Consider the following 17,966-nt stretch of genomic DNA (forward strand, 5'->3'; position numbering starts at 1 on the left):
CCGGGCGGGATTCAACCTGCTCCGCCGACAGATCCTCCTCGCGGACTGAGCACCGTGACGCTCCGCGATCGGACCACAAGAAGTGGATCAGAGCCGAACTGAATGGCCGTTGACAGGCGCTTCTCGCCGCGTCCAGCTGCCGCCTGAAAGCTCGTGCTTCGTCATCGAGGGCGAGTTGCTCGGCGCTGGTGCCTGTCGGAACGTTGGAGGAATCGTTCCTCCTCGGCGCCGCGGGTGGCTGCGATGTCTCCCATGGGCGTGCGGCGAGCCTGAGCATCCCTCCGGGGATGCGCAGTCCGTCCGCGATCCGTTCGATGACCGCCAACTGAGTCAGTCTCCGTTTACGGTCCGTGATCTCGCCGACGCGGCTGGGCGTCAGCTCGCACAACCTGGCGATCTGGGCTGGGTAGATGCCGGCGCGGCTCTTGACGAGGGAGAACACGGCAGCGAAATCGTGTTCCTTGCAGGCCTGGATGAACTCCGGCATCCCGAGGAGACGCTCCGGAAGCCGGCCCTCACGCTGATCACTCATCGACCCCTCCACGCCTGCGGATGACCGGGTTCCGCGCGAGTGTATCCATGGTGGGTACACCAGCGGACCTTGTTTCGCGATCTTCCTCTTCAGGATGCTTCGAACACAGGAGCTAGCTCTGCCAGTGAGGGAGCATCACATGCGCGGCGCCATCGAGGTCGCCTACCAGAGCCACCAGGGTTTGCTACCAGGCAGCTCGTCACTCAGCGTCCAGCACCTTCGTCGAGACGGTCGAGGCGCTCGAGCACCGTAGCCAGAGCTCTCTCCAGGAACTCAACGCGCTCTTCGAGCCCGCGGCCGGAGGACGACCTCGAAAGCAGGTTGAGAGCGTCCTCAGCGACGAACGACCCCTTGCCCTTGTGGGAGTAGATGATCCCCCTGTCGCGGAGGTCGCGCAGCCCAGCCTGGACCGTGTTGTACGCGACTCCGAGCTCTTCCTGGAGCTGACGGATGGTCGGCAGTTGGCTCTTCGCCGCGAGCTCGCGGGTCACAATCCGGGCTTCGATCGCCCTGGTCACGCGCGTAACCGGCTGCTCCGTCTCGTCGCTCATAGGCGTCATCGTAGGCGGCCCGCCCCCCTGCACCCAGCGGCTCAAGCCGCACCCGTTCGAAGAACCTCTTGCGCCATCCCAACTGAAGCACTTAAGTTGATTATGTTGCTTCAGTCTAGATCGGTTATCGGCAGCGCCCAAGCCGCCGGCAGACCGCTCAACTCTGGAGCTGCATGCAGGACTGCGTGCGCCATAGCGGCTGGCTAGGCCCAGTCCCGGACGGATCAAGGTCCCTCAAGACGCCGCGACAGCGGTCGAGCGGGGAAGGCCGCGCTACTTCTCAACTGAACAGTGGACAGCGCTGCATGACGGCGAGGCGTGCTCACGTCCGGCAGTTGCAGGCCTCCCGGTCTGTAGCCCGCCGACGGAAGCGTCCTCTCCCCCGCGCCTTGGCAGGCAGCCCGGCACATGCCGGAAGGTGGGATGGGCAACCGCTCTGGAAGGAGCCGCGTACAACGGCATTCAGCGCACGTGGCGGCATGACCGCCCCCGGACAGCGACCGGGAACCAATCGCCCGGCGGTACGCCAATCGCACCGGCTCCACGGACCACCGGAGCGGCCGCCCGCTACACCAGAGCGTGACGATGGCGCGCTGGCCAGGGCGTCAACTGGCAGTCGGGGCAGCCGATGCTGTCCCACCCAGCTTCACCGCAGCCCCTGTGCTGCCTGGACGCCGCCGTCCACATCGCGCTCCTAGCGCGGCTGGCACGGCGACGGCAGGGAGCGCACGGCACACCTGCCATGTGCCTCCGGACCAACGGTCCCGACACAACACGGATAGTCCCAGCGCGCACCGCAGTGCTGCCCGTGGACATCCGACCTGCTCAACCCGACCAAGGAGATTCGCATGGATTGGCGTCACAACTCCGTGTGCGAGGAAGACCCTGAGCTGTTCTTCCCGATCGGCGACACCGGTCCTGCGTTGCTGCAGATCGAGGAGGCCAAGGCTGTCCGCCGCTGCCCCGTCATGGAGCAGTGCCTGCAGTGGGCGCTCGAGTCCGGCCAGGACTCCGGCGTCTGGGGCGGTCTCAGCGAGGACGAGCGCCGCGCGATGAAGCGCCGTGCCGCTCGCAACAGGGCGCGCAACGCCAGCGCCTGACGCACCACACACAGCTCTAGACGGCCTGGCGCCCGCGGTCCCACTCGAAAGCCAAGACCGTGAAGGCAGGAGAGCCCTCCGAGTCCAGCGATTGCAGCGCTGGCCGGAAGGCTCTCCCCTCCGCCCCCGCCGGACGGCTGGGGCTGTGTCCCAGAACCTCACACGACCTGAGGAGTACGGAACATGCACAACAGTACGCCCGGCACCACCGATACATTCGCTGCCTACGACCGGCCGTCCGACGAGGAACTCGCCCCCGCCCGCCAGCTCACCAGCCAGCAGCGCGCTCGCGCCGCCGAGATCAGGGCGCGGATCCTTGGCATCCACGCCCGCCGCCAGCACGGCCTCGCGGTGAGCCGTCCCATGACCCGGAACCACCTCACGTCCCAGTCCAGCCGCGCCACTCTCGCCATCGACGGGAGCCACCCCCCTCGCAGCGCGCACAACGCGTGTTCCGCGACCCCCGAGAACATCGACCTCTTCGGCTCTCGACTCCCGGCGGCCGATTCCGCCAGCGCGGAACACCGAGCCGCGATGGCGGTCTGTGCCGCCTGCCCCTTCGGCACTGAATGCAGCTTCGCGGTCAAGGCAGTCCGCCCGTGAACGCCTACCAGCAGCGCCTGGCCAAGCAGCAGGCCCGCGTCGAACGAGCCCAGAAGGACACCGCCGCCGCACAGGCGCAGACACGCCGCCTTACGCAGCGGGGAGCCTGCTGATGCCGTCCCGCTTCTCCTTCGCCAACTGGGCGTCACACGGCTCTACCGGCAACAGGAACACCTTCGGCAGGCCCGACAAGACCGTCCGCGACGCCGCGAACCGCGGTGAAGACTTCCGCATCACCGGCCGCGACACCTCCAAGCGCAGCGGCTGGCTCGGACGGAGGTCCAGCCGATGAGCTTCCTCGACAGCTACTTCGCCAACGGCACCCCCCGAAAGCCCGACAAGGCCAAGGTCACCCGCGAGAAGACCTCCGACGTACGCGGCGAAGCCAAGGCTGCCGCCGGCCGGGTCGGAATCCTGCGTGACCTGGGCAAGCGCCGCACCTGACCGTCACCGTTTCATCGCCGCTGCCCGGCCTCTGCACCGCAGAGGCCGGGCCCGTACGGAAGGCACCCAGCACATGCAGAACACCAACGGTGGCAGCCCCCAGACCGCCAGGACCGGCGACCCGCCCGTGCAGCTCACGGCACCGCAGCCTCGTACAGCAGCTGATCTATTCGCCCATGCTCGCGCGGCCGAACACGCCGCAACCCTCGCCTTCCAGCAGGGCGCCGTACAACGCGCCAACTGGCTCCAGAGGGCGGCCTCGCTCCGTCACAGGATGGCCCTCTCCCAGGCGTCGCTGGAGTGTCGGCTCTGCGAGGGGTACGGCCTGGTGGCCAACCGATGGCCCGCCGGTTGCAACGAACACGACGAGCCTGGGCGCACCGGGCGCCACTGGGAGCGCTGCCCCAACGTCGTCGCTCATCCCCCAGCCACTCCCTGCGAGAAATCGACGGAAGACGGCCACTGCGCCCACCGGACCGCCTGCGCCTCGGCCCAGGAATCCCCCGAGCGCTCGGTCTGGGAGCGCATTTACGACTGAGCGCCGATCGCTGGGCCGACGCCTGTGCGCGGCGCGGCCGGTCGTGGCCGCCTGATCGAAGTCGGGCCGAGGCCGCGTCGCCGAACGCCGACGCTGCCTCGGCCCTACCTGTGCCCTCCGACCGCCCCCTGACCCCGGCCGCTCGTAGTCGCCGCGGTACCCGGCACCGACACCCCGCCCGGCAGCAACGCCGGGACCAACGGGGCAGATCACCGGCCACCGCGACGGCCACGACTGACCGGCCAACCGCCACACCCCCAATTGCCACCCTGGAAGGAAACGAGCACGTGAGCAGCAGGAGCCGGCGCCAGCGGCCCAAGGTGACCGCGTCCAAGGCAGTCTCCGTCACGACGCCCAACGCCGAGCCCGCCATCGGCGCTCAGCCGGATGCGGGCAGCGAGCAGCAGACGGCACATCAGGACGCGGCCGACATCCTCCGCCAGGCCGAGGAGGACGCTGCGAAGATCCGAGCCGAAGCAGACGAGTTCCGCCGCGAGGCGGAATCCAAGGCCGCCCGTGTCAAGGCCGAGGCTGACGCGGTCGCCGCCAGGATCGTCAGCCTCGCCGAGGGCAAGGCCGCCGACATCGCCACCGCCGCGCACACCGATGCCACGGCCCGCACCGAAGCACAGGTGACCGCCTCTCTCAAGGCGGCCCGGGACACCGCCGACCAGCTCCGCGTCCAGGCCCGCGAGGAAGCCGAGCAGATCCTGGACGACGCCCGCGAGGCTGTTGCCCGGCGACGTGAGACCGCCGAGACGGTCCTGTCCGAGAGCCGGGACCGGGCTGTGGAGATCCTTGCCGAGGCCGAGCGCCGGGCGAAGCTCATCGCGGTCGACGCCGAGGCGCTCCTCAAGCGCGCTGGCACCGATGCCGAGCAGGCCGCCACGCTGCGGACCGAGTGGGAGGCCAAGGCCAAGACCAAGCCCCGCATCATGGCTGGGGACGACGGCGAGGTACCGCCGCTCTCTTCGGGCGAGATGGTCGCCTTCCTCGTGGTGATCCTCTTCTCCGGTGCTGTCGGCACCCTGGGCCTCTACTCCTCCTTCGACACCCTCGCGGCCAAGGGCGCTGAGTGGGGCTTCGGTGGCGGCTTCTGGATCCTCCCCGACGGATGGATCCTCCCCACTGCGATTGACATCGGCATTCCGGCATTCACAGGAGCGAACCTTTTTCTGATCCGGAAGAAGATGCCGTTGGTGTGGGTGAGGTTCGTGCCCTGGGCCGGGACACTCACCACCTGCTACCTGAACATCACTGCGGCCCACGTCCAGACCCCGGAAGAACTGACGGCAGCCCGTATCGCGCATGCCGTGCTGCCGATGATGTGGGTCGTCCTCTCCGAGGTCGCTGCCCACGCTTACGCCTCCTTCATCGGAGCCGTCACCGGCAAGCGCATGGACAAGATCCGTGCCTCCCGCTGGTTCCTCGCCTTCCCCTCCACCTTCGCTCTGTGGCGGCGGATGGTCCTCTGGGAGATCACCTCCTACCAGGAAGCCCTCGACACGGAGAGTAAGCGGCAGGAGCACGCCGACAAGCTCCGCGAGCAGTACGGACGGTGGTGGCGATGGAAGGCCCCGAAGTCCGAACGCTTCCGCCACGTGCGACCCGGCGTCCCCGCGTCCCCCGCGAAGGACACCGAGGACACAGTCCCCAGGGACACCGCCCCCGAGGACTCCGCCCCCGAGGTACAGAAGGACTCCGAGGACGCCAAGGACAGGGACACCCCCGAGGGACACCAGGGACACCGTCCCCAGGGACGGGGCCCGAGGACGTCCCTGGGGGACAAGGACACCCTCCAGGGGCAGGGGCAGAACCTGGGGGACGCCCCCCAGGGACGCCCTGCAGGGACAGACGACACCCCGAAGCCCTCCGTCCCTGACCCGCGTACCCCGAACCCCGAGGACGCCACTGACCAGCCAAAGGACAGTCAGGGACAGGGCGAAGGACAGGCCGAGGGGCGTACCGGGGACACCCCCCAGGGACGTACCGCGGCCACCGGCCAGGGGCAGGGGGACCCCCACGAGGACGGCAACGCCGAGGACACCAAGGACGAGGACGGCGACCCCAAGAGACGCCGCGCCGACGACGAGGACTCCAAGGACAGCAAGGACGAGGACAGCCGCTCTCTGGCGCACCTGTCCGACGACGAACTCGTGACCCTCGCCCACGCCCTTAAGGGACCGATCAGCGTCCGCCGCCTCGCCCGCGAGTTCCACATCGGCAAGGACAGGGCCGGCGTCATCGCCAAGGCCGCCAAGCACGCCGAGAAGGACAGCACCGAGGACAGCGACAGCGACACCCAGGAGAGCGACCCAGGCAACTACAACACGTGACCACTGAAGGGGATGGCTGCCAAACGCATCGCATCCCACCCAGGTGGCGGCCGGACCACGGCCGCCCTCGATCCGCAGCGAGATCCCGACCCGCATCTACCCGCACACCAGTACGGCCACGGGCGGGATCTGAGAATCTCCCACCCACAGAGGCAGCCCCCGTGAACGACGTCACCGGCCGGATCATCCAGACCACCCGGCCCGCGCCACGCCGCGCCTGCCATCAGCCCGCCACGCACCGCGTCGCCGGCTGCTCCCGCTAGCCGCTCGGGGCCCCCCGCAACTGCCAGGGAGCAGGGGCCCCGAGCGCTGTCACTCCCCAGTCAGTACAGACCAGGAGGGCACCACCACCATGCAGTACATTCCGCGTTTTCTCCGCGTACTCCATCGCTCCGGGCCTGTCGATCCGGGCCCGGACACCCTGACCCGGCTTCCGCCCAGGAACAATCCGGTCGGCCCCGAACTCCCCGATGTACCGCACCGGCTCGCGGCTCTGACCGACGCCGAGCGGGCCGTCCGCAAGTCCCTGCTAATCGCCGTCGGTGAGTTCTCGCCCCGCGCCATGGACTGGGGAGGGACAGCGTGACCGCCCCGACAGATCACCACAAATCGGCTGGTAGTGGGGCGGTAGAAGCCCCTACCGACGTGCTGGAGCCCCAGCAGGAAGGGGAGCGGGGGAGCGAGGAGCCGATCGAATGGCACCGAGTACAGGCCCCGCCCGCCCCCCAGCCGGAAGCCCCCACGGCCACCGCCGACACGGACGCGATGACCGTCGCCGACTGGCTGGGCCTGACCACCCGGACCACCGTCGCCGAGGTCGAGCTGTACCGCCCGACCGACACCGACCCGGCCCCCGCCAGCCCCGCCGACGAAACCCCGGCCGCCGTTGACGAAGACGCCGACGACGCCGACCCGGACACCGAACCGACCGTCCTGACCGGGGTCCTCATCCCGCCCCAGACGCCCGAGAACGAGCAGCAGCCCGACCCGGCCGACGTCATACCCGGCACCGTCATCCACGACGAAGAGCCGACCGCCGCCCCCCGGGTGAGCACCATCAGCCAGCCGCGGATCCTCACCCACGACGAAATCGCTGACGACACCCACGTCCGCCCCATGCCCGACCCGACCCCGGCGCCCGACCCGACCCCGGCGCCCGCGCCGGTAGCGGCCCCGGCCGGGGCCGGCGCCCCGCCACCGCCGCCCTACCCGCCCACCCCCGGATGCTGCTGCCCCTGCCCCATCCGCGACGCCTGCCAGCGTCCCTGTGGTCGCGAATGCGAACGCGACCACGACCACACCGGCAAGTACGACAAGGACGGCAAGAAGAAGGGGAAGAAGGAGAAGAAGGACAAGGAGGAGCCCCCGCCAGCAACCGGAGCCCGCGCCATCTGGAACCAGTTCCTCGAACTCAAGGAACTCGCCGACATCCAGGGCCGCCGCCGCTTCGCCGCCATGTACGCGATACCCGTCACGGGGGTCTGGTACTGGAACGTCGACGGCCACCTGGAGCCGTACCTCGCCGCCCTCGGCATTAACCCGGCCGCGACCATCGGCGGCTTCCTCGCGGTCGGCGTCATGCCCTTCGCCTGGTCCCTCCTGGGGAAGGTGAAGAAGCTCCCCGGCGGGATCCTCGGCCGCGCCGGACTCACACTCGGCACAGCCCAGCTCGCCTACATGATCCCCGCGGCCGTGATCATCGACGCCGCCGCCAAAACCGGCGTGGACCCGCACCTGCTGCTGCCCATCGCCGCCGGCATCGGATTCACCAGCACCTCCTGGTGGTACATCGACCGCCGCGCCAACCGCCACGAGGGCCTCGGCCCGTGGTGGTCCCCGTTCGGGATGCTCGCGCGCACCCCGACGTCCGCCCTGTTCCTGACGACTGCCTTCTACGCCGCCCTGTAAGGAGCCACCCCGTGGTGTACGAACTGCACACCCTCGCTGCCCCCGCCGCTCTCGGTACCGGAGGCAAACTCCTCGGCAGCCTCGGCGCCGGATCCGTCGCCATCGCCCTCCTCGTCTACCTCATCTTCGGCGTAAAGGGGAAAGGCGACGCCAAGATCAAGTCCTGGCGGAAAGCCTTCGGCATCGCATTCCTGTTCGCGTCCGCCTGCGTGTCCGCCGGACAGATGTGGACGATCGTCCCCGACGTCGGCGGCACCACCGGCGGCGCCCTCGCCGACGGACTCACCGGAGCCGGACTCGGAGACGTCAAGATCGCGGGCATCGCCCTGATCTGCACCGTCCTGATCATGGTCATCCCCATGAAACCGGCCGGGGGAGCCTGGGCCGGAGTCCTCATGAGCGGTCTGTTCACCGCAGCCGGAGCAATCTGGGCCCTGCCCCCGACCCTGCTCACCAACATCCTGTCCAGCCTGATCAACCGGCTCGGCTGACCATGGACGTACAAATCCGCGACCTGTTCCCCAGCCCCCGCGCCTACATGCGCGGCCTCCTCCTCGCCCCGTTTTGGCTCGGCCACCTCCTCGGCAGATGGGTCCGCTGCGAACCCATCCGCACCAAGCCCAAGACCAAGGCCAAGACGGAAGACAAGGAACCCGCCGGCACCGGCAAGAAGCGCAAAGGCCGCAAGAAGCCCCCCGCCAAACCGGCCGCCGCAGACCAGGGATCCACCGGGGCCCGCCTCGCCGCCCTCGGCTTCGGTCTGGTCGCCTTCCTCCTCGCCACCGGCCGCGCCCCCGTCCTGTGGTGGCTCCTCCTCCTCGTCTATCTGGTGGCTGGATTCGCCGCCGCCCCCCACGAAGAGCCCGCCATCGCCGAGCACGACGAAGACGCGGACGACGAAGAAGACGACGAGGACCAGGGCGAGGAGGGAGAGGAGGGCGAGGAGCAAGACGCGGAGCAGCCGGCACCCGGGCAGCCCGTCGAAACCGTCGAGCAGCGCGTAGCCCGCACCAAGAAGGTCATCCTCGACGCCATCGAAACCGAAGTCGCGGCAGGGGAGGCCGGACACGGACCGGTCCGGGGGAGAGGCGCCCGAGTCGTCGACATCCTCGCTGCCCTGCGCCTCACCAAAGGCCTGTCGATACCGGGGGACTGGACCAAGGAGCGCCTGGCCACCGTGATCACGGGGGAGTTGGGTATCACGGTCCGCAAGCAGATGTCGTTCTACACCGACGATAAGGACGGCCAGCAGAAGAAGCTCAACGAATGGGGAGTCCACTTCGACGACCTCACCAAGAGCATCGGCCACACCCCCCAGCTGCCCGCCCGCCTGGTCCCGGACCTCACTCGCACTACCCCCGAACCGGCCCCCACCCACCACCTCCTCTCCCTCGTCACCACCCCCGAGACGGGCGAGGAAGAGGTGGCCTAACCCACCCCCGCACCCACCCCCGTCCACCACCCACCCGCACACCACCGGCGGGGGAGCAGCACCACCCCACCCACTCCCCCGCCCCCGACCCCCACCCGTCCCCCTACCGACCTACCAACCCCTACCGCCTACCAGACGCCCTACCAGCCCCGCATGCCCTTGACCGCTCCCCCAGCCTCGCCCTGTACCGTCAACCCCCAGGCACCCACAGCCACTTGAACCGGGGGGACGCATGGCGAAGAAGTACAGGTGCGGGACCTGCAAGACGACCTCGGGCTGGCTCGACAGCGACGAATTCAAAACCCACCGCAAAACCCACCGCGACCGCTTCCACGGCGGCGACGCACCCGACGACGAGGAATCCCTCCAGGGCACGGCGCCGATGTTCTCCAACGGCGTGGGCGCCCGCGAAGCAGCCCTCATCCTCGGCATCCTGATCGTCCTGTCCTACATGTGGGAGGCCAAGGGCTGACCCACCACCCGCGCCGCGGCCTCGCCGCCGGCCTGAGCACAGCAACGCGAAGACCGCCCTCATCACGAGGGCGGTCTTCGCGCATTCAGAGAGGACAAAACCCCCTTGGACCTCACCGCGATGCCCGCCCGCCCCGACGACGACTACCGACCGGAGGACAACATGTACGTCATCACCTGCCCGAACGCGGCCTGCAAGGCGACCGGCGCAGAACTGATCGCGGTGCCGCTCCCACACACCGACGACCACGTGGACGCCGCCCCCTGCACCAAGTGCGAAAAGGTCTGGGGCCTGGACCCCGGGGCTGACGGATCGTGCCCGGATTGCGGAGGAAGCCGCACCGTCGGTGCCACCGGCCCGGGAAACCCGCGGTGCCCATGCCACGAATCGCACACCGACACCCTCCAGCTGGCCAGCCAAGACCCCATCAACACCGCTGACCCCGTCGAAAGCTCGCCACCGGAGCCGAGGTGGCGTGGTGGGCCTACCAGCACCTGGCCGACCTGCCGGGCGTCGGCGCTGACGGCACCCCCCACGACCGCTTCCTGTGGGCGTTCTTCGTCGGCGCCATGGCCGCGCTTGTGATCGGCAGTCTCGGCGGTGCGGCAAGAGACCGGATCGAGCGTTGGGGCACCGCCAGCCCCACCTGGCGCTGACGCCGGGCCGTCATGGTCGCCATCGGACCGCACGCCGATGACGGCCACGGCCGCCCGGCCAACCCCGCCGCGTCCTGAAAGGACCCGCCAGCATGGGCCTGACCGAGAGACAGAAGTCGGCCGATCCGACGTTGTTCTCCAGCGCTGAGGCCGTCGCCAACCGCACCAGCGCCGGCCGTGTCCGCCGCCTGCCGACCACCGACCACGGGGTGGCGGCTTGCTCCGAGCCCGCCAACCAGAAGCTATTCGCCGCATCCAATGGCCCGACCCTCGCCAACAGGCCCACCAAGGATGGACTTCGGAGAGCAGCCGTCTGTTCGAAGTGCGTAATCAGAAAGTCCTGCGGGTGGGCGATCCCCTGGCCCGCAGGACATGAACCCGCCGAGGACGCCTGATCGGCCGCCAGCCCGTCTCAGGAAGGAAGCCCCGCCATGTCCCTGATCCTCAGCCGTGCCGCCACCAGAGCGCTCCATCGTCTGGAGCGCGCCGACGCCCGCGAGCACGCCCGTATCCGCCAGCACCTGGCCGAGATCGACGCTGACCCCACCGGCCGCCACAGCACCGCCTTGGTCCACCTCGACGGCCGCCGCTCCCGCTGCGGTTCCTGGCGCCTGGTGTACGAGCTCGGTGATCCGATACGCATCCGTGCCATCAGCCACCGCCGAAACGCCTACACCCAGAAGGGCTGAAGGTAAGCACATGCCCGCACCGTTGCCCCGCCTCGCTGAGCTGGGCTGGACCGCTGCGGCAGCCGATAGCCGATAGCCGATAGCCGCTGAGGGCCGGGTGTCTGTCAACTTCCCAAGTCCATAAGGCCATCGGTGTCCCACTGGTCACGTAGCCGCTCCGTAGAGCCACACTGCGCCGTCATGCCTCTCGCGACCCGCCGGACGGGTTAGCCCAGGGTTAGCCCCGCCGCCGGGATCGCGCGCCTGGAGCTCGGGCATCCGGCGAAGACCCTCCACTACTTCGGAAGATCAATGTCAATCATGATCAAAACCATTAGAATCATCAGCTTCGGCTACGGGCACGTGGGCGAGAAGGATGAGAACGACACCCTGCTCACTGTTCCAGAGGCCGACATCACGCTTGATGTCCGCAGGATGCTTCCGGTCTCCGACGACCCGGAACTGAAGGGCCTTACGGGACTCGACGAGGCGGTCTACGAGCGGGTCCTCGCCAGCGCGGTCGCGCGCAGCCTGGCCGTGCAGACCGCGGTCGGTACGCACATGCTGATGGACGACACGGAGTTGGCGCATCTGACGATCGCCGTCGGTTGCTTCGGTGGCCGCCGCCGCGCTGTGGTCATCGCGCGGCACATCGGCACGAGGTTGGCCGAGCTGAACATTGAGGACGCGTACGCCATTGCCATCGAGCACCGCGACCTAGCTAGGACGCCCCAGTCCTAGGATCAGCGGGAATCCGGCGGCCGAGGATGGGTTCACGCCATAGGAGTGCCCGCCCCGGTAGTGCCCAGGCGTCGGAACCAACTGGCCGACAGCCGCAGCAAACGCCATGGGCCGACCTTGGACAAGGTCGGCCCATGCGGACTACCCGAGCTCCGCTCGTGTCACAGGTCGAGCAGGAAGTCGAACTCGCCGGCCTTGGCCCCCTGCAGCCACGCGCGGGCTTCGCTCGGGGTGTAGATGTGCGGGGGGCGGTCCGGGTTCTTCGTGTCGCCGACCAGCACGAAGCCGTCCTTCTCGCCGATCCTGACGCAGTCGCCCCCGCCACCGCTGTACGAGGACACCACCCACTCGACGTCCGAAAGGTCCAGCTCGGCCGGGGTGGGCTTGCTCTTACTCACTAGCTGACTCTCCTAGGTCATCTTCTTGATCAGTGCACGCGTGTCGGCGGGGCTCAGGGCCCGCTCCCATAGGTCCGCAAATACTCCGTCGTAGTAGGCCACGTCCTCGGATTGGTCGAAATAGACGGATCGTCTTGCGAGTTCGCACCAGACGACGTCCTGGTCCGCGTCGTCGAACCCCATCAGTACGAACGGGCCAGCGAGGCCTGGGTGGATGCCGATGCTGTCGGGCAGTACGCGGATGGCCACCTTTCCCTGCTCCGTCAGGTCAAGCAGGTGCTGGAGCTGATCTCGGCGTACCGCTTCATCACCCACCTGGCGGCGGAGGACTTCCTCGTCGAGCAGGGCCTGGAACTCGTGCAGGACGCCTCCGCCGAGGACCTGCCGCTGGCGGTCCATACGGACGTCGACCAGGCCGCGGACGTCTGGGGCGCTCAGCTCGGGGCGCATGGTCTCGATGGTGCGCTGGGCCATGCCCCTGGTCTGGAGAAGTCCTGGCACGAGACGTTGCTGGTGGTTGCGGAGCTTGGCCGCCTTGCGCTCCAGCTGGAGGTAGGGCTCGAACTTCATCGGCCCCAGCAGTGCGGCGTGGCGTCGCCAGAGAGGTGGTCGGCGTCGGCGGCCGGCTGGGGTGGTGTCCACGCTGAGCAGGCCGAGCACATACCGCCGCGTCTCGGACTCGGTCTCGTACAGGTCGAGCAGGGCTTCGACGAGGCCGCTCGGGAGCCTCTTCAGTCTTCCGTTCTCGAGCTTGCTGAGGGAGGAGACGTTGGTCCGGATATCGCGCCTGCCCAGAAGGTCTACGACGGCGCTCTGGGTCAGGCCGCGGCGCTCCCGCAACTCCTCGAGCCGGCTGCCCACTTCTCTGTGCGGAAGCGACCAGGGGACCTCTGCATCGGACATGGTGGCCAGTGTGGCGCGTGGCCCCCGCTCCAACAACCAATTCTATGGAGAAATTTTCTGGGTTGTGTTGCGCGGAACACACCAGGAGGAGCATCCTGACCGAGGTCACGATCCGTGGTGCCCCTGTCGCGCCTGGTGGAATATGCCAGCTGGCTGCGGTGGCCGGTGCTCGTCTCGCCGTTGTCCGAGGAGGGCTGTGTCGATGCCCCGCCCCACCCTGTTCCGCGTCCTGCTCATGGAGCGCAGGTGGGACCGGTGGAGCACGTTCTGTTTACGCTTCGAACAAGCGGCCCGCGACCTCGCCAAGGAAGTCAACGCGCCCAGGTTGGCCACCATTACGGTGCCGCGACGTAGCTTCGACCGGTGGGCGAAGGGGGACTGGCAGGGCGTGCCGCGACCGGACACGGCCCTGATCCTGGAGCGGCTCTTCGGTGTCCCTTCGGAGGACCTCTTCAGCCCCGCCCCGGAGACCATTCACCTTCAGGCCTCGCCGCGTGATCGAGACGGACTCAGCGCCTCGCTCAAGATCACGGACAACTGGTCCACAAGCCGTCTGTTCATGCCCTCGGGTGAGCTACCCGGTTCGTGGGAGATGGTGGGTAGGCAGGCGCTGGACGGGACGGCTTCCGCCGTAGCCTTCCGCCCCGCCACGCGCTCTGGCTCCATCGCTCAGATCGACGTCACCAGTACCGGCGCTCTCGACCGCTTCCTGCGGTCGGCCAGGCGCGGGTTCCTCATCGGAGTGGACGAGCGGGAGAACACCCCGCAGCTCTTCGTGATCGACGCCGCGAACGCCCGGCGTGCCCGCGCCACGGCTCCAGGTCGCAGCACGATCGAGCTGCCGGCCGCGCACGTCCTGGACGATCTCACCTACGGTCTGCTCTGGTCGCTCGTCCAGTTCGACGACGGACTGCTTGCAGACGACTCCGCGCTGGCTCAGGAGCAGCACGCCCTGGACACCTACCTCGCCCTTCCGCGGTCAGCTCCCAGCCGCATGGCGATGCCCGACCTCAGCACGGCAGGAACGCAGTGGCTGGGCTCGAGCTTCTGTGCGCAGCACATCATCCGCCGGCTCGATGGGCTGACGGAGCCCCCGGTCTTCTGGACACGCGAACAGACGGGTGAACAGGCCGCCGCGTGGCTGTGGTTCCAGCACAAGATCGACTACCTCAGAGCTCTGTCATCGCGCTACGCCGAGGGCGCCGCACCGATGTCCCGTGCCTTCTGCATCCCGGAGAGCGAGGTCAGCCGGAGCGACCGGTACGAGAGGATCCTGCTGCTCCTGGCGATCGCCCTGATGGAACTGCAAGGAATCCGCGTCGACGTTCTTCCCGACCCGGAGTACTCGGAGATGGACGGGTTCGCACTGATTCCCGAGCAGCGGGCAGTGGTCGCCAACTGGACGCGAACCGAAGCCATCTGGGCCGTGGACACGGTCACTCAGCGCCCCGCGCTCCGGGGATACCGCGAAGCAGCGGGCGAAGCGCAGGCGCACAGTGTGATGCGGGGGCCCGATCCGCAGACCCGGTTGCGTGCTCTGGCCGGATACCTGGAGATCGACTGGACCTGGCTGGTCGTACGGTGCCGCGAGCTGAGGAAGTGTGGGACGGCGAGCATCGTGCGTCCCCGGAGTCGGCACCTCAGTGTCGAGGCCTTGGACGAGGTGTTCCACTTCTTCGGATCCCTTGCCCCCGACCGGTGAGAGGCACGACGCTGACCCTGACCTGTTCTTGATCCTCTTCTGTGAAAGGCGATCGCCGTGGACCCCACATCCCAGGCCCCGCTCCCGCGTGTTCTGGTGCTCTCGCTCGGTGGCACCATCGCCATGGCGGCCGACACGACGGGACGTGGAGTCGCGCCAAGGCTGACCGCCGAGGATCTCGTCGCCGCGGTGCCTGAACTCGCCGCGGAAGCCGCCCTGGAACTGGTGGACTTCCGGAAGATCCCGGGGGCATGGCTTGAGGTGGAGGACATCGCCGCCGTCGCCGAACTGCTCAACAAGCGCTCCTCGGACACCGCGGGGTTCGTGATCACGCAGGGCACCGACACCCTGGAGGAGACGGCCTACCTCCTGGACCTGCTGTACACCGGGGACGCGCCGGTCGTCATCACGGGCGCCATGCGCAATGCGCAGATGGCGGGTGCCGATGGGCCGGCCAACGTCCTCGCCGCCGTGCGCGCCGCGGCCTGTCCCGAAGCCCGCGGCATGGGTGTTCTCGTCGCGTTCGCCGATGAGCTCCACGCGGCCCGCCACGTCCAGAAGACCCACAGCACCAGCACCTCCGCTTTCACCTCGCCCGGCGCAGGACCGGTCGGACATCTGGTGGAAGGCCGGCCCCGGATCCACTTCACGCTGCCGCGCCAGGCGCACATCGACCTGCCCGTGGCGCGCCCTGCTTCCGTCGAGGTGATCGAGGCCACTCTCGGCAGCGAGGGCCTCCTCCTCGACGAGGCCGCGGCCCGGCTCGACGGGCTCGTCGTCGCGGCCTTCGGCGCCGGCCACGTCCCGCGGACATGGGCGCAACGGCTGGGCGACCTCGCCGCCCGCGTCCCCGTCGTGCTGACCTCCCGCACCGGCGCCGGAAGTGTCCTCACCCACACCTACGACTTCGGGCCCGGCTCGGAGATCGACCTCCTCGGCCGGGGTCTGATCAACGGCGGCCGACTGGAGCCGCGCAAGGCTCGGCTTCTGCTGTTCGCTCTCCTGCGCTCCGGTGCAGACCATGCCTCGGTCCAGGCCGCCTTCGCGGCCCACCGCTGACCTTGACGACTCACGATCGGATTCCTATGCGCGCCACCGAGATCACCATCGGCCGAAAGTTCGCCGTGGCGTTCGACCACGGCGAGGACTTTTTCGAGGCGCTGGCCGCCTTCTGCCGCGAATCCGGTATTCGCGCCGGCTACGTCACGTTCATCGGGGGCTTCAGCCACGCCCGGCTGGTAGGAGCCTGCGAGCCCCTCAAGCACCCGGAGCGCCCGCTCTGGGAGGAGATCGAGGTCGAGACCTTGGAGGTCCTCGGTAGCGGAACTCTCGCCTGGGACACCGAGAACGACCGCGTGGCGCCGCACATCCATGTCTCCGCCGGCGTCAAGGCGGACTCCGCTGACGGGCGGACGAGCCACCTGCTGGGGGCGACCGTCCAGTTCGTCGCCGAACTCGTGATTGAGGAATGGACCTCCCCCGCGGTGACCCGCCCCCGCAATCCCGACCTCTATGACGTACCCCTGCTCGCCTTCGGGCAGAAGGGCTGATCCCGCGCGTCTGGCGTCCAGGCAGTCCTTCGCCGCCGCGCGCGATCCGCTCATCCGGAACCCAGCCTTGAAGGAGGAGGCATGGCCACCACACGCTTCACTCTCCTCGTGCAGGAGAGGCACTGGGACTCGTACGAGAAGTTCTGCATTCACTTCAGCGAGGCAGCGAGACGGGCGGCCGAACGGGAGAACGATCCCCGTCTCGCGCGGGCGGATGTCTCCCGCAGTTCCTTCGACCGGTGGATGGGCCGCAAGGGGACGTTCAAGGGAACCCCCCGCCGCGACGCGTACCTCGTCCTTCGGCACATGTTCAACATGTCGCCCGAGCGATTGTTCGAGCAGGTTGAACCTGTCTCCCGGCCCTCCATCGCCTTCAGCTCCGGCGCGGCGGCTCCTCCTGCCCAGGCCCCTGAGTTCGACGACCCGCTGGCAGTTGTCGCGCAGACGCACAGGCTGACCAGCTCCAACGCCGATGACCCCGTCCTCATGATGGTGACCCAGTCGATCGCCAGCATCGTGAGCCGGTACGAGGCGCTCGGACCGCACCAGCTGGCCGGCGAGGCGCGAGTCATCCGGGAGATGCTGCACGGAGTCCTCGGCGGCCAGCAGCCCCCGCGCGTGCGCGCGGAACTCTTCCGACTCGCCTGCCAGGCCGCTGGGCTTCTGGGGTACATGGCCGTCAACGCCGGCGCGCGGTTCGAGGTGGTCAACGCCTACTGCACGGAGGCGGAGTCGCTGGCCCGTGAGATCGGCGAGGTCTCGATGCAGATGTGGGCGACGGGTACCCGTTCGCTCGGCCTGTACTACCAGAAGCGGTACGCGGAGGCCGACGATGCGGCCTCCGCGGGGATCGCGCTGGATCCGGACAACCCGCAGGCCATCCGGCTTCTCGTCAACGGCCGTTCCCGGGCGCTCGCGCGCCTCGGGGACCGCGGCAGTGCCGAGGCAGCCATCGGACAGGCACTCAGCCTGTCCGATCAGCAGTTCTCGCTTCCCGACGGCCTGACCTCGTGCATCAGCTTCGAGCCTTACTCGATGCCCCGGACGCTAGCCAACGCCATCACGACGCGTCTCTCGCTGGGCGACACGGCCGAGGTCGTGGCGCACGCCGAGGAGATCGAGGACCTGGTCGAGCACTCCCCCTCCGATTGGAGTCGCGCCTTAGTCGGCTTGGACGTGGCGTCCGCCCTGCTGAAGCAGGGCTCTCCTGAGGTCGAGCACGCCATGGTCCTGGGCAGCAGAGCGCTGAGAGCCGGCATCGGCCGTCCGATCAAATCGGTCTGGGAGAGGGCGATGGAGCTGTACGTGGGCGCCGAGCAATGGCATGACGAGCCCGTTGTGGGGGACTATGCCGATGAGCTGCGGAGCTGGCGAGCACAACCCCAGGCAGGACCGTTTGCCGAGGGTCAGCCCGCCCAGATCGCCCCCTGAC

Annotated in this window: 21 protein-coding genes and 1 pseudogene; 18 read left to right on the forward strand and 4 right to left on the reverse strand. The window is 68.6% G+C overall.

All coding sequences use genetic code 11. From position 1 onward, the window contains the following. Positions 1–532, reverse strand: a pseudogene (locus tag ACFWP3_RS09565) (hypothetical protein); the annotation flags it as partial. A gap of 203 nt (positions 533–735) precedes the next feature. Beyond that, positions 736–1,083, reverse strand: coding sequence for a GntR family transcriptional regulator (locus ACFWP3_RS09570; RefSeq protein ID WP_384218092.1), 348 nt, complete (start codon positions 1,081–1,083; stop codon positions 736–738). 848 nt (positions 1,084–1,931) lie between these two features. Between ACFWP3_RS09570 and ACFWP3_RS09575 the strand changes: the two genes are divergently transcribed. The 14 genes from ACFWP3_RS09575 to ACFWP3_RS09640 all read left to right on the forward strand — a co-directional run bounded on the left by ACFWP3_RS09575 (position 1,932) and on the right by ACFWP3_RS09640 (position 11,981). Next, positions 1,932–2,183 (forward strand): WhiB family transcriptional regulator, encoded by a 252-nt coding sequence (locus ACFWP3_RS09575; RefSeq protein WP_384218095.1) that lies wholly within the window; start codon positions 1,932–1,934, stop codon positions 2,181–2,183. A 183-nt stretch (positions 2,184–2,366) separates the two neighbouring features. After that, complete coding sequence (locus tag ACFWP3_RS09580; protein WP_384218097.1) at positions 2,367–2,786, forward strand: hypothetical protein; 420 nt, start codon at positions 2,367–2,369, stop codon at positions 2,784–2,786. 112 nt (positions 2,787–2,898) lie between these two features. Then, positions 2,899–3,078, forward strand: coding sequence for a hypothetical protein (locus ACFWP3_RS09585; RefSeq protein WP_384218099.1), 180 nt, complete (start codon positions 2,899–2,901; stop codon positions 3,076–3,078). Further along, complete coding sequence (locus ACFWP3_RS09590; protein ID WP_384218102.1) at positions 3,075–3,230, forward strand: hypothetical protein; 156 nt, start codon at positions 3,075–3,077, stop codon at positions 3,228–3,230. Before ACFWP3_RS09585 ends, ACFWP3_RS09590 begins: the two co-directional genes overlap by 4 nt. A gap of 73 nt (positions 3,231–3,303) precedes the next feature. Beyond that, the gene (locus tag ACFWP3_RS09595; RefSeq protein ID WP_384218103.1) at positions 3,304–3,768 is read left to right on the forward strand and encodes a hypothetical protein; all 465 of its coding nucleotides are present in this window, start codon (positions 3,304–3,306) and stop codon (positions 3,766–3,768) included. A 287-nt stretch (positions 3,769–4,055) separates the two neighbouring features. Then, a complete protein-coding gene (locus tag ACFWP3_RS09600) occupies positions 4,056–6,104 on the forward strand; it encodes a DUF2637 domain-containing protein (RefSeq protein WP_384218105.1) in 2,049 nt (682 codons plus the stop codon). A 352-nt stretch (positions 6,105–6,456) separates the two neighbouring features. Further along, positions 6,457–6,690, forward strand: coding sequence for a hypothetical protein (locus ACFWP3_RS09605; RefSeq protein ID WP_384218108.1), 234 nt, complete (start codon positions 6,457–6,459; stop codon positions 6,688–6,690). Between the two features lie 59 nt (positions 6,691–6,749). After that, the gene (locus ACFWP3_RS09610) at positions 6,750–8,012 is read left to right on the forward strand and encodes a hypothetical protein (protein ID WP_384218110.1); all 1,263 of its coding nucleotides are present in this window, start codon (positions 6,750–6,752) and stop codon (positions 8,010–8,012) included. Positions 8,013–8,023: 11 nt separating this feature from the next. Further along, a complete protein-coding gene (locus ACFWP3_RS09615; protein ID WP_384218112.1) occupies positions 8,024–8,503 on the forward strand; it encodes a hypothetical protein in 480 nt (159 codons plus the stop codon). 2 nt (positions 8,504–8,505) lie between these two features. Then, positions 8,506–9,444, forward strand: coding sequence for a hypothetical protein (locus tag ACFWP3_RS09620; protein ID WP_384218114.1), 939 nt, complete (start codon positions 8,506–8,508; stop codon positions 9,442–9,444). 232 nt (positions 9,445–9,676) lie between these two features. Then, the gene (locus ACFWP3_RS09625) at positions 9,677–9,916 is read left to right on the forward strand and encodes a hypothetical protein (protein WP_384218117.1); all 240 of its coding nucleotides are present in this window, start codon (positions 9,677–9,679) and stop codon (positions 9,914–9,916) included. 470 nt (positions 9,917–10,386) lie between these two features. Continuing rightward, complete coding sequence (locus tag ACFWP3_RS09630; protein WP_384218118.1) at positions 10,387–10,572, forward strand: hypothetical protein; 186 nt, start codon at positions 10,387–10,389, stop codon at positions 10,570–10,572. Positions 10,573–11,003: 431 nt separating this feature from the next. Next, positions 11,004–11,261 (forward strand): type II toxin-antitoxin system RelE/ParE family toxin, encoded by a 258-nt coding sequence (locus ACFWP3_RS09635; RefSeq protein WP_384218120.1) that lies wholly within the window; start codon positions 11,004–11,006, stop codon positions 11,259–11,261. A 300-nt stretch (positions 11,262–11,561) separates the two neighbouring features. Continuing rightward, positions 11,562–11,981 (forward strand): hypothetical protein, encoded by a 420-nt coding sequence (locus ACFWP3_RS09640; protein ID WP_384218122.1) that lies wholly within the window; start codon positions 11,562–11,564, stop codon positions 11,979–11,981. 161 nt (positions 11,982–12,142) lie between these two features. Here the strand turns inward: ACFWP3_RS09640 and ACFWP3_RS09645 are convergent, their stop codons facing one another. Both ACFWP3_RS09645 and ACFWP3_RS09650 read right to left on the reverse strand, forming a co-directional pair. Further along, positions 12,143–12,379 carry a DUF397 domain-containing protein gene (locus ACFWP3_RS09645; RefSeq protein ID WP_383044337.1) on the reverse strand — a complete coding sequence of 79 codons (237 nt, stop codon included), beginning with the start codon at positions 12,377–12,379 and terminating at the stop codon, positions 12,143–12,145. A 12-nt stretch (positions 12,380–12,391) separates the two neighbouring features. Next, positions 12,392–13,282, reverse strand: a complete 891-nt coding sequence (locus tag ACFWP3_RS09650; protein ID WP_384218126.1) for a helix-turn-helix domain-containing protein — start codon at positions 13,280–13,282, stop codon at positions 12,392–12,394. A gap of 202 nt (positions 13,283–13,484) precedes the next feature. Here ACFWP3_RS09650 and ACFWP3_RS09655 point away from each other — a divergent pair, with 202 nt between their 5' ends. The 4 genes from ACFWP3_RS09655 (at position 13,485) to ACFWP3_RS09670 (ending at position 17,965) form a co-directional block, all read left to right on the forward strand. After that, entirely contained in the window at positions 13,485–14,984 is a 1,500-nt protein-coding gene (locus ACFWP3_RS09655) for a transcriptional regulator, XRE family protein (RefSeq protein WP_384218128.1), read from the forward strand. A gap of 57 nt (positions 14,985–15,041) precedes the next feature. Further along, entirely contained in the window at positions 15,042–16,043 is a 1,002-nt protein-coding gene (locus ACFWP3_RS09660; protein ID WP_384218130.1) for an asparaginase, read from the forward strand. Between the two features lie 26 nt (positions 16,044–16,069). Next, on the forward strand, positions 16,070–16,534 hold the full coding sequence (locus ACFWP3_RS09665) for a PPC domain-containing DNA-binding protein (protein WP_384218132.1): 465 nt from the start codon (positions 16,070–16,072) through the stop codon (positions 16,532–16,534). Between the two features lie 81 nt (positions 16,535–16,615). After that, positions 16,616–17,965, forward strand: a complete 1,350-nt coding sequence (locus ACFWP3_RS09670) for a hypothetical protein (RefSeq protein ID WP_384218134.1) — start codon at positions 16,616–16,618, stop codon at positions 17,963–17,965. The last annotated feature ends 1 nt before the right edge of the window (position 17,966 follow it).

The sequence above is a fragment of the Streptomyces sp. NPDC058525 genome, from assembly GCF_042719495.1.
In the GTDB taxonomy this organism is placed as follows: Bacteria; Actinomycetota; Actinomycetes; order Streptomycetales; family Streptomycetaceae; genus Streptomyces.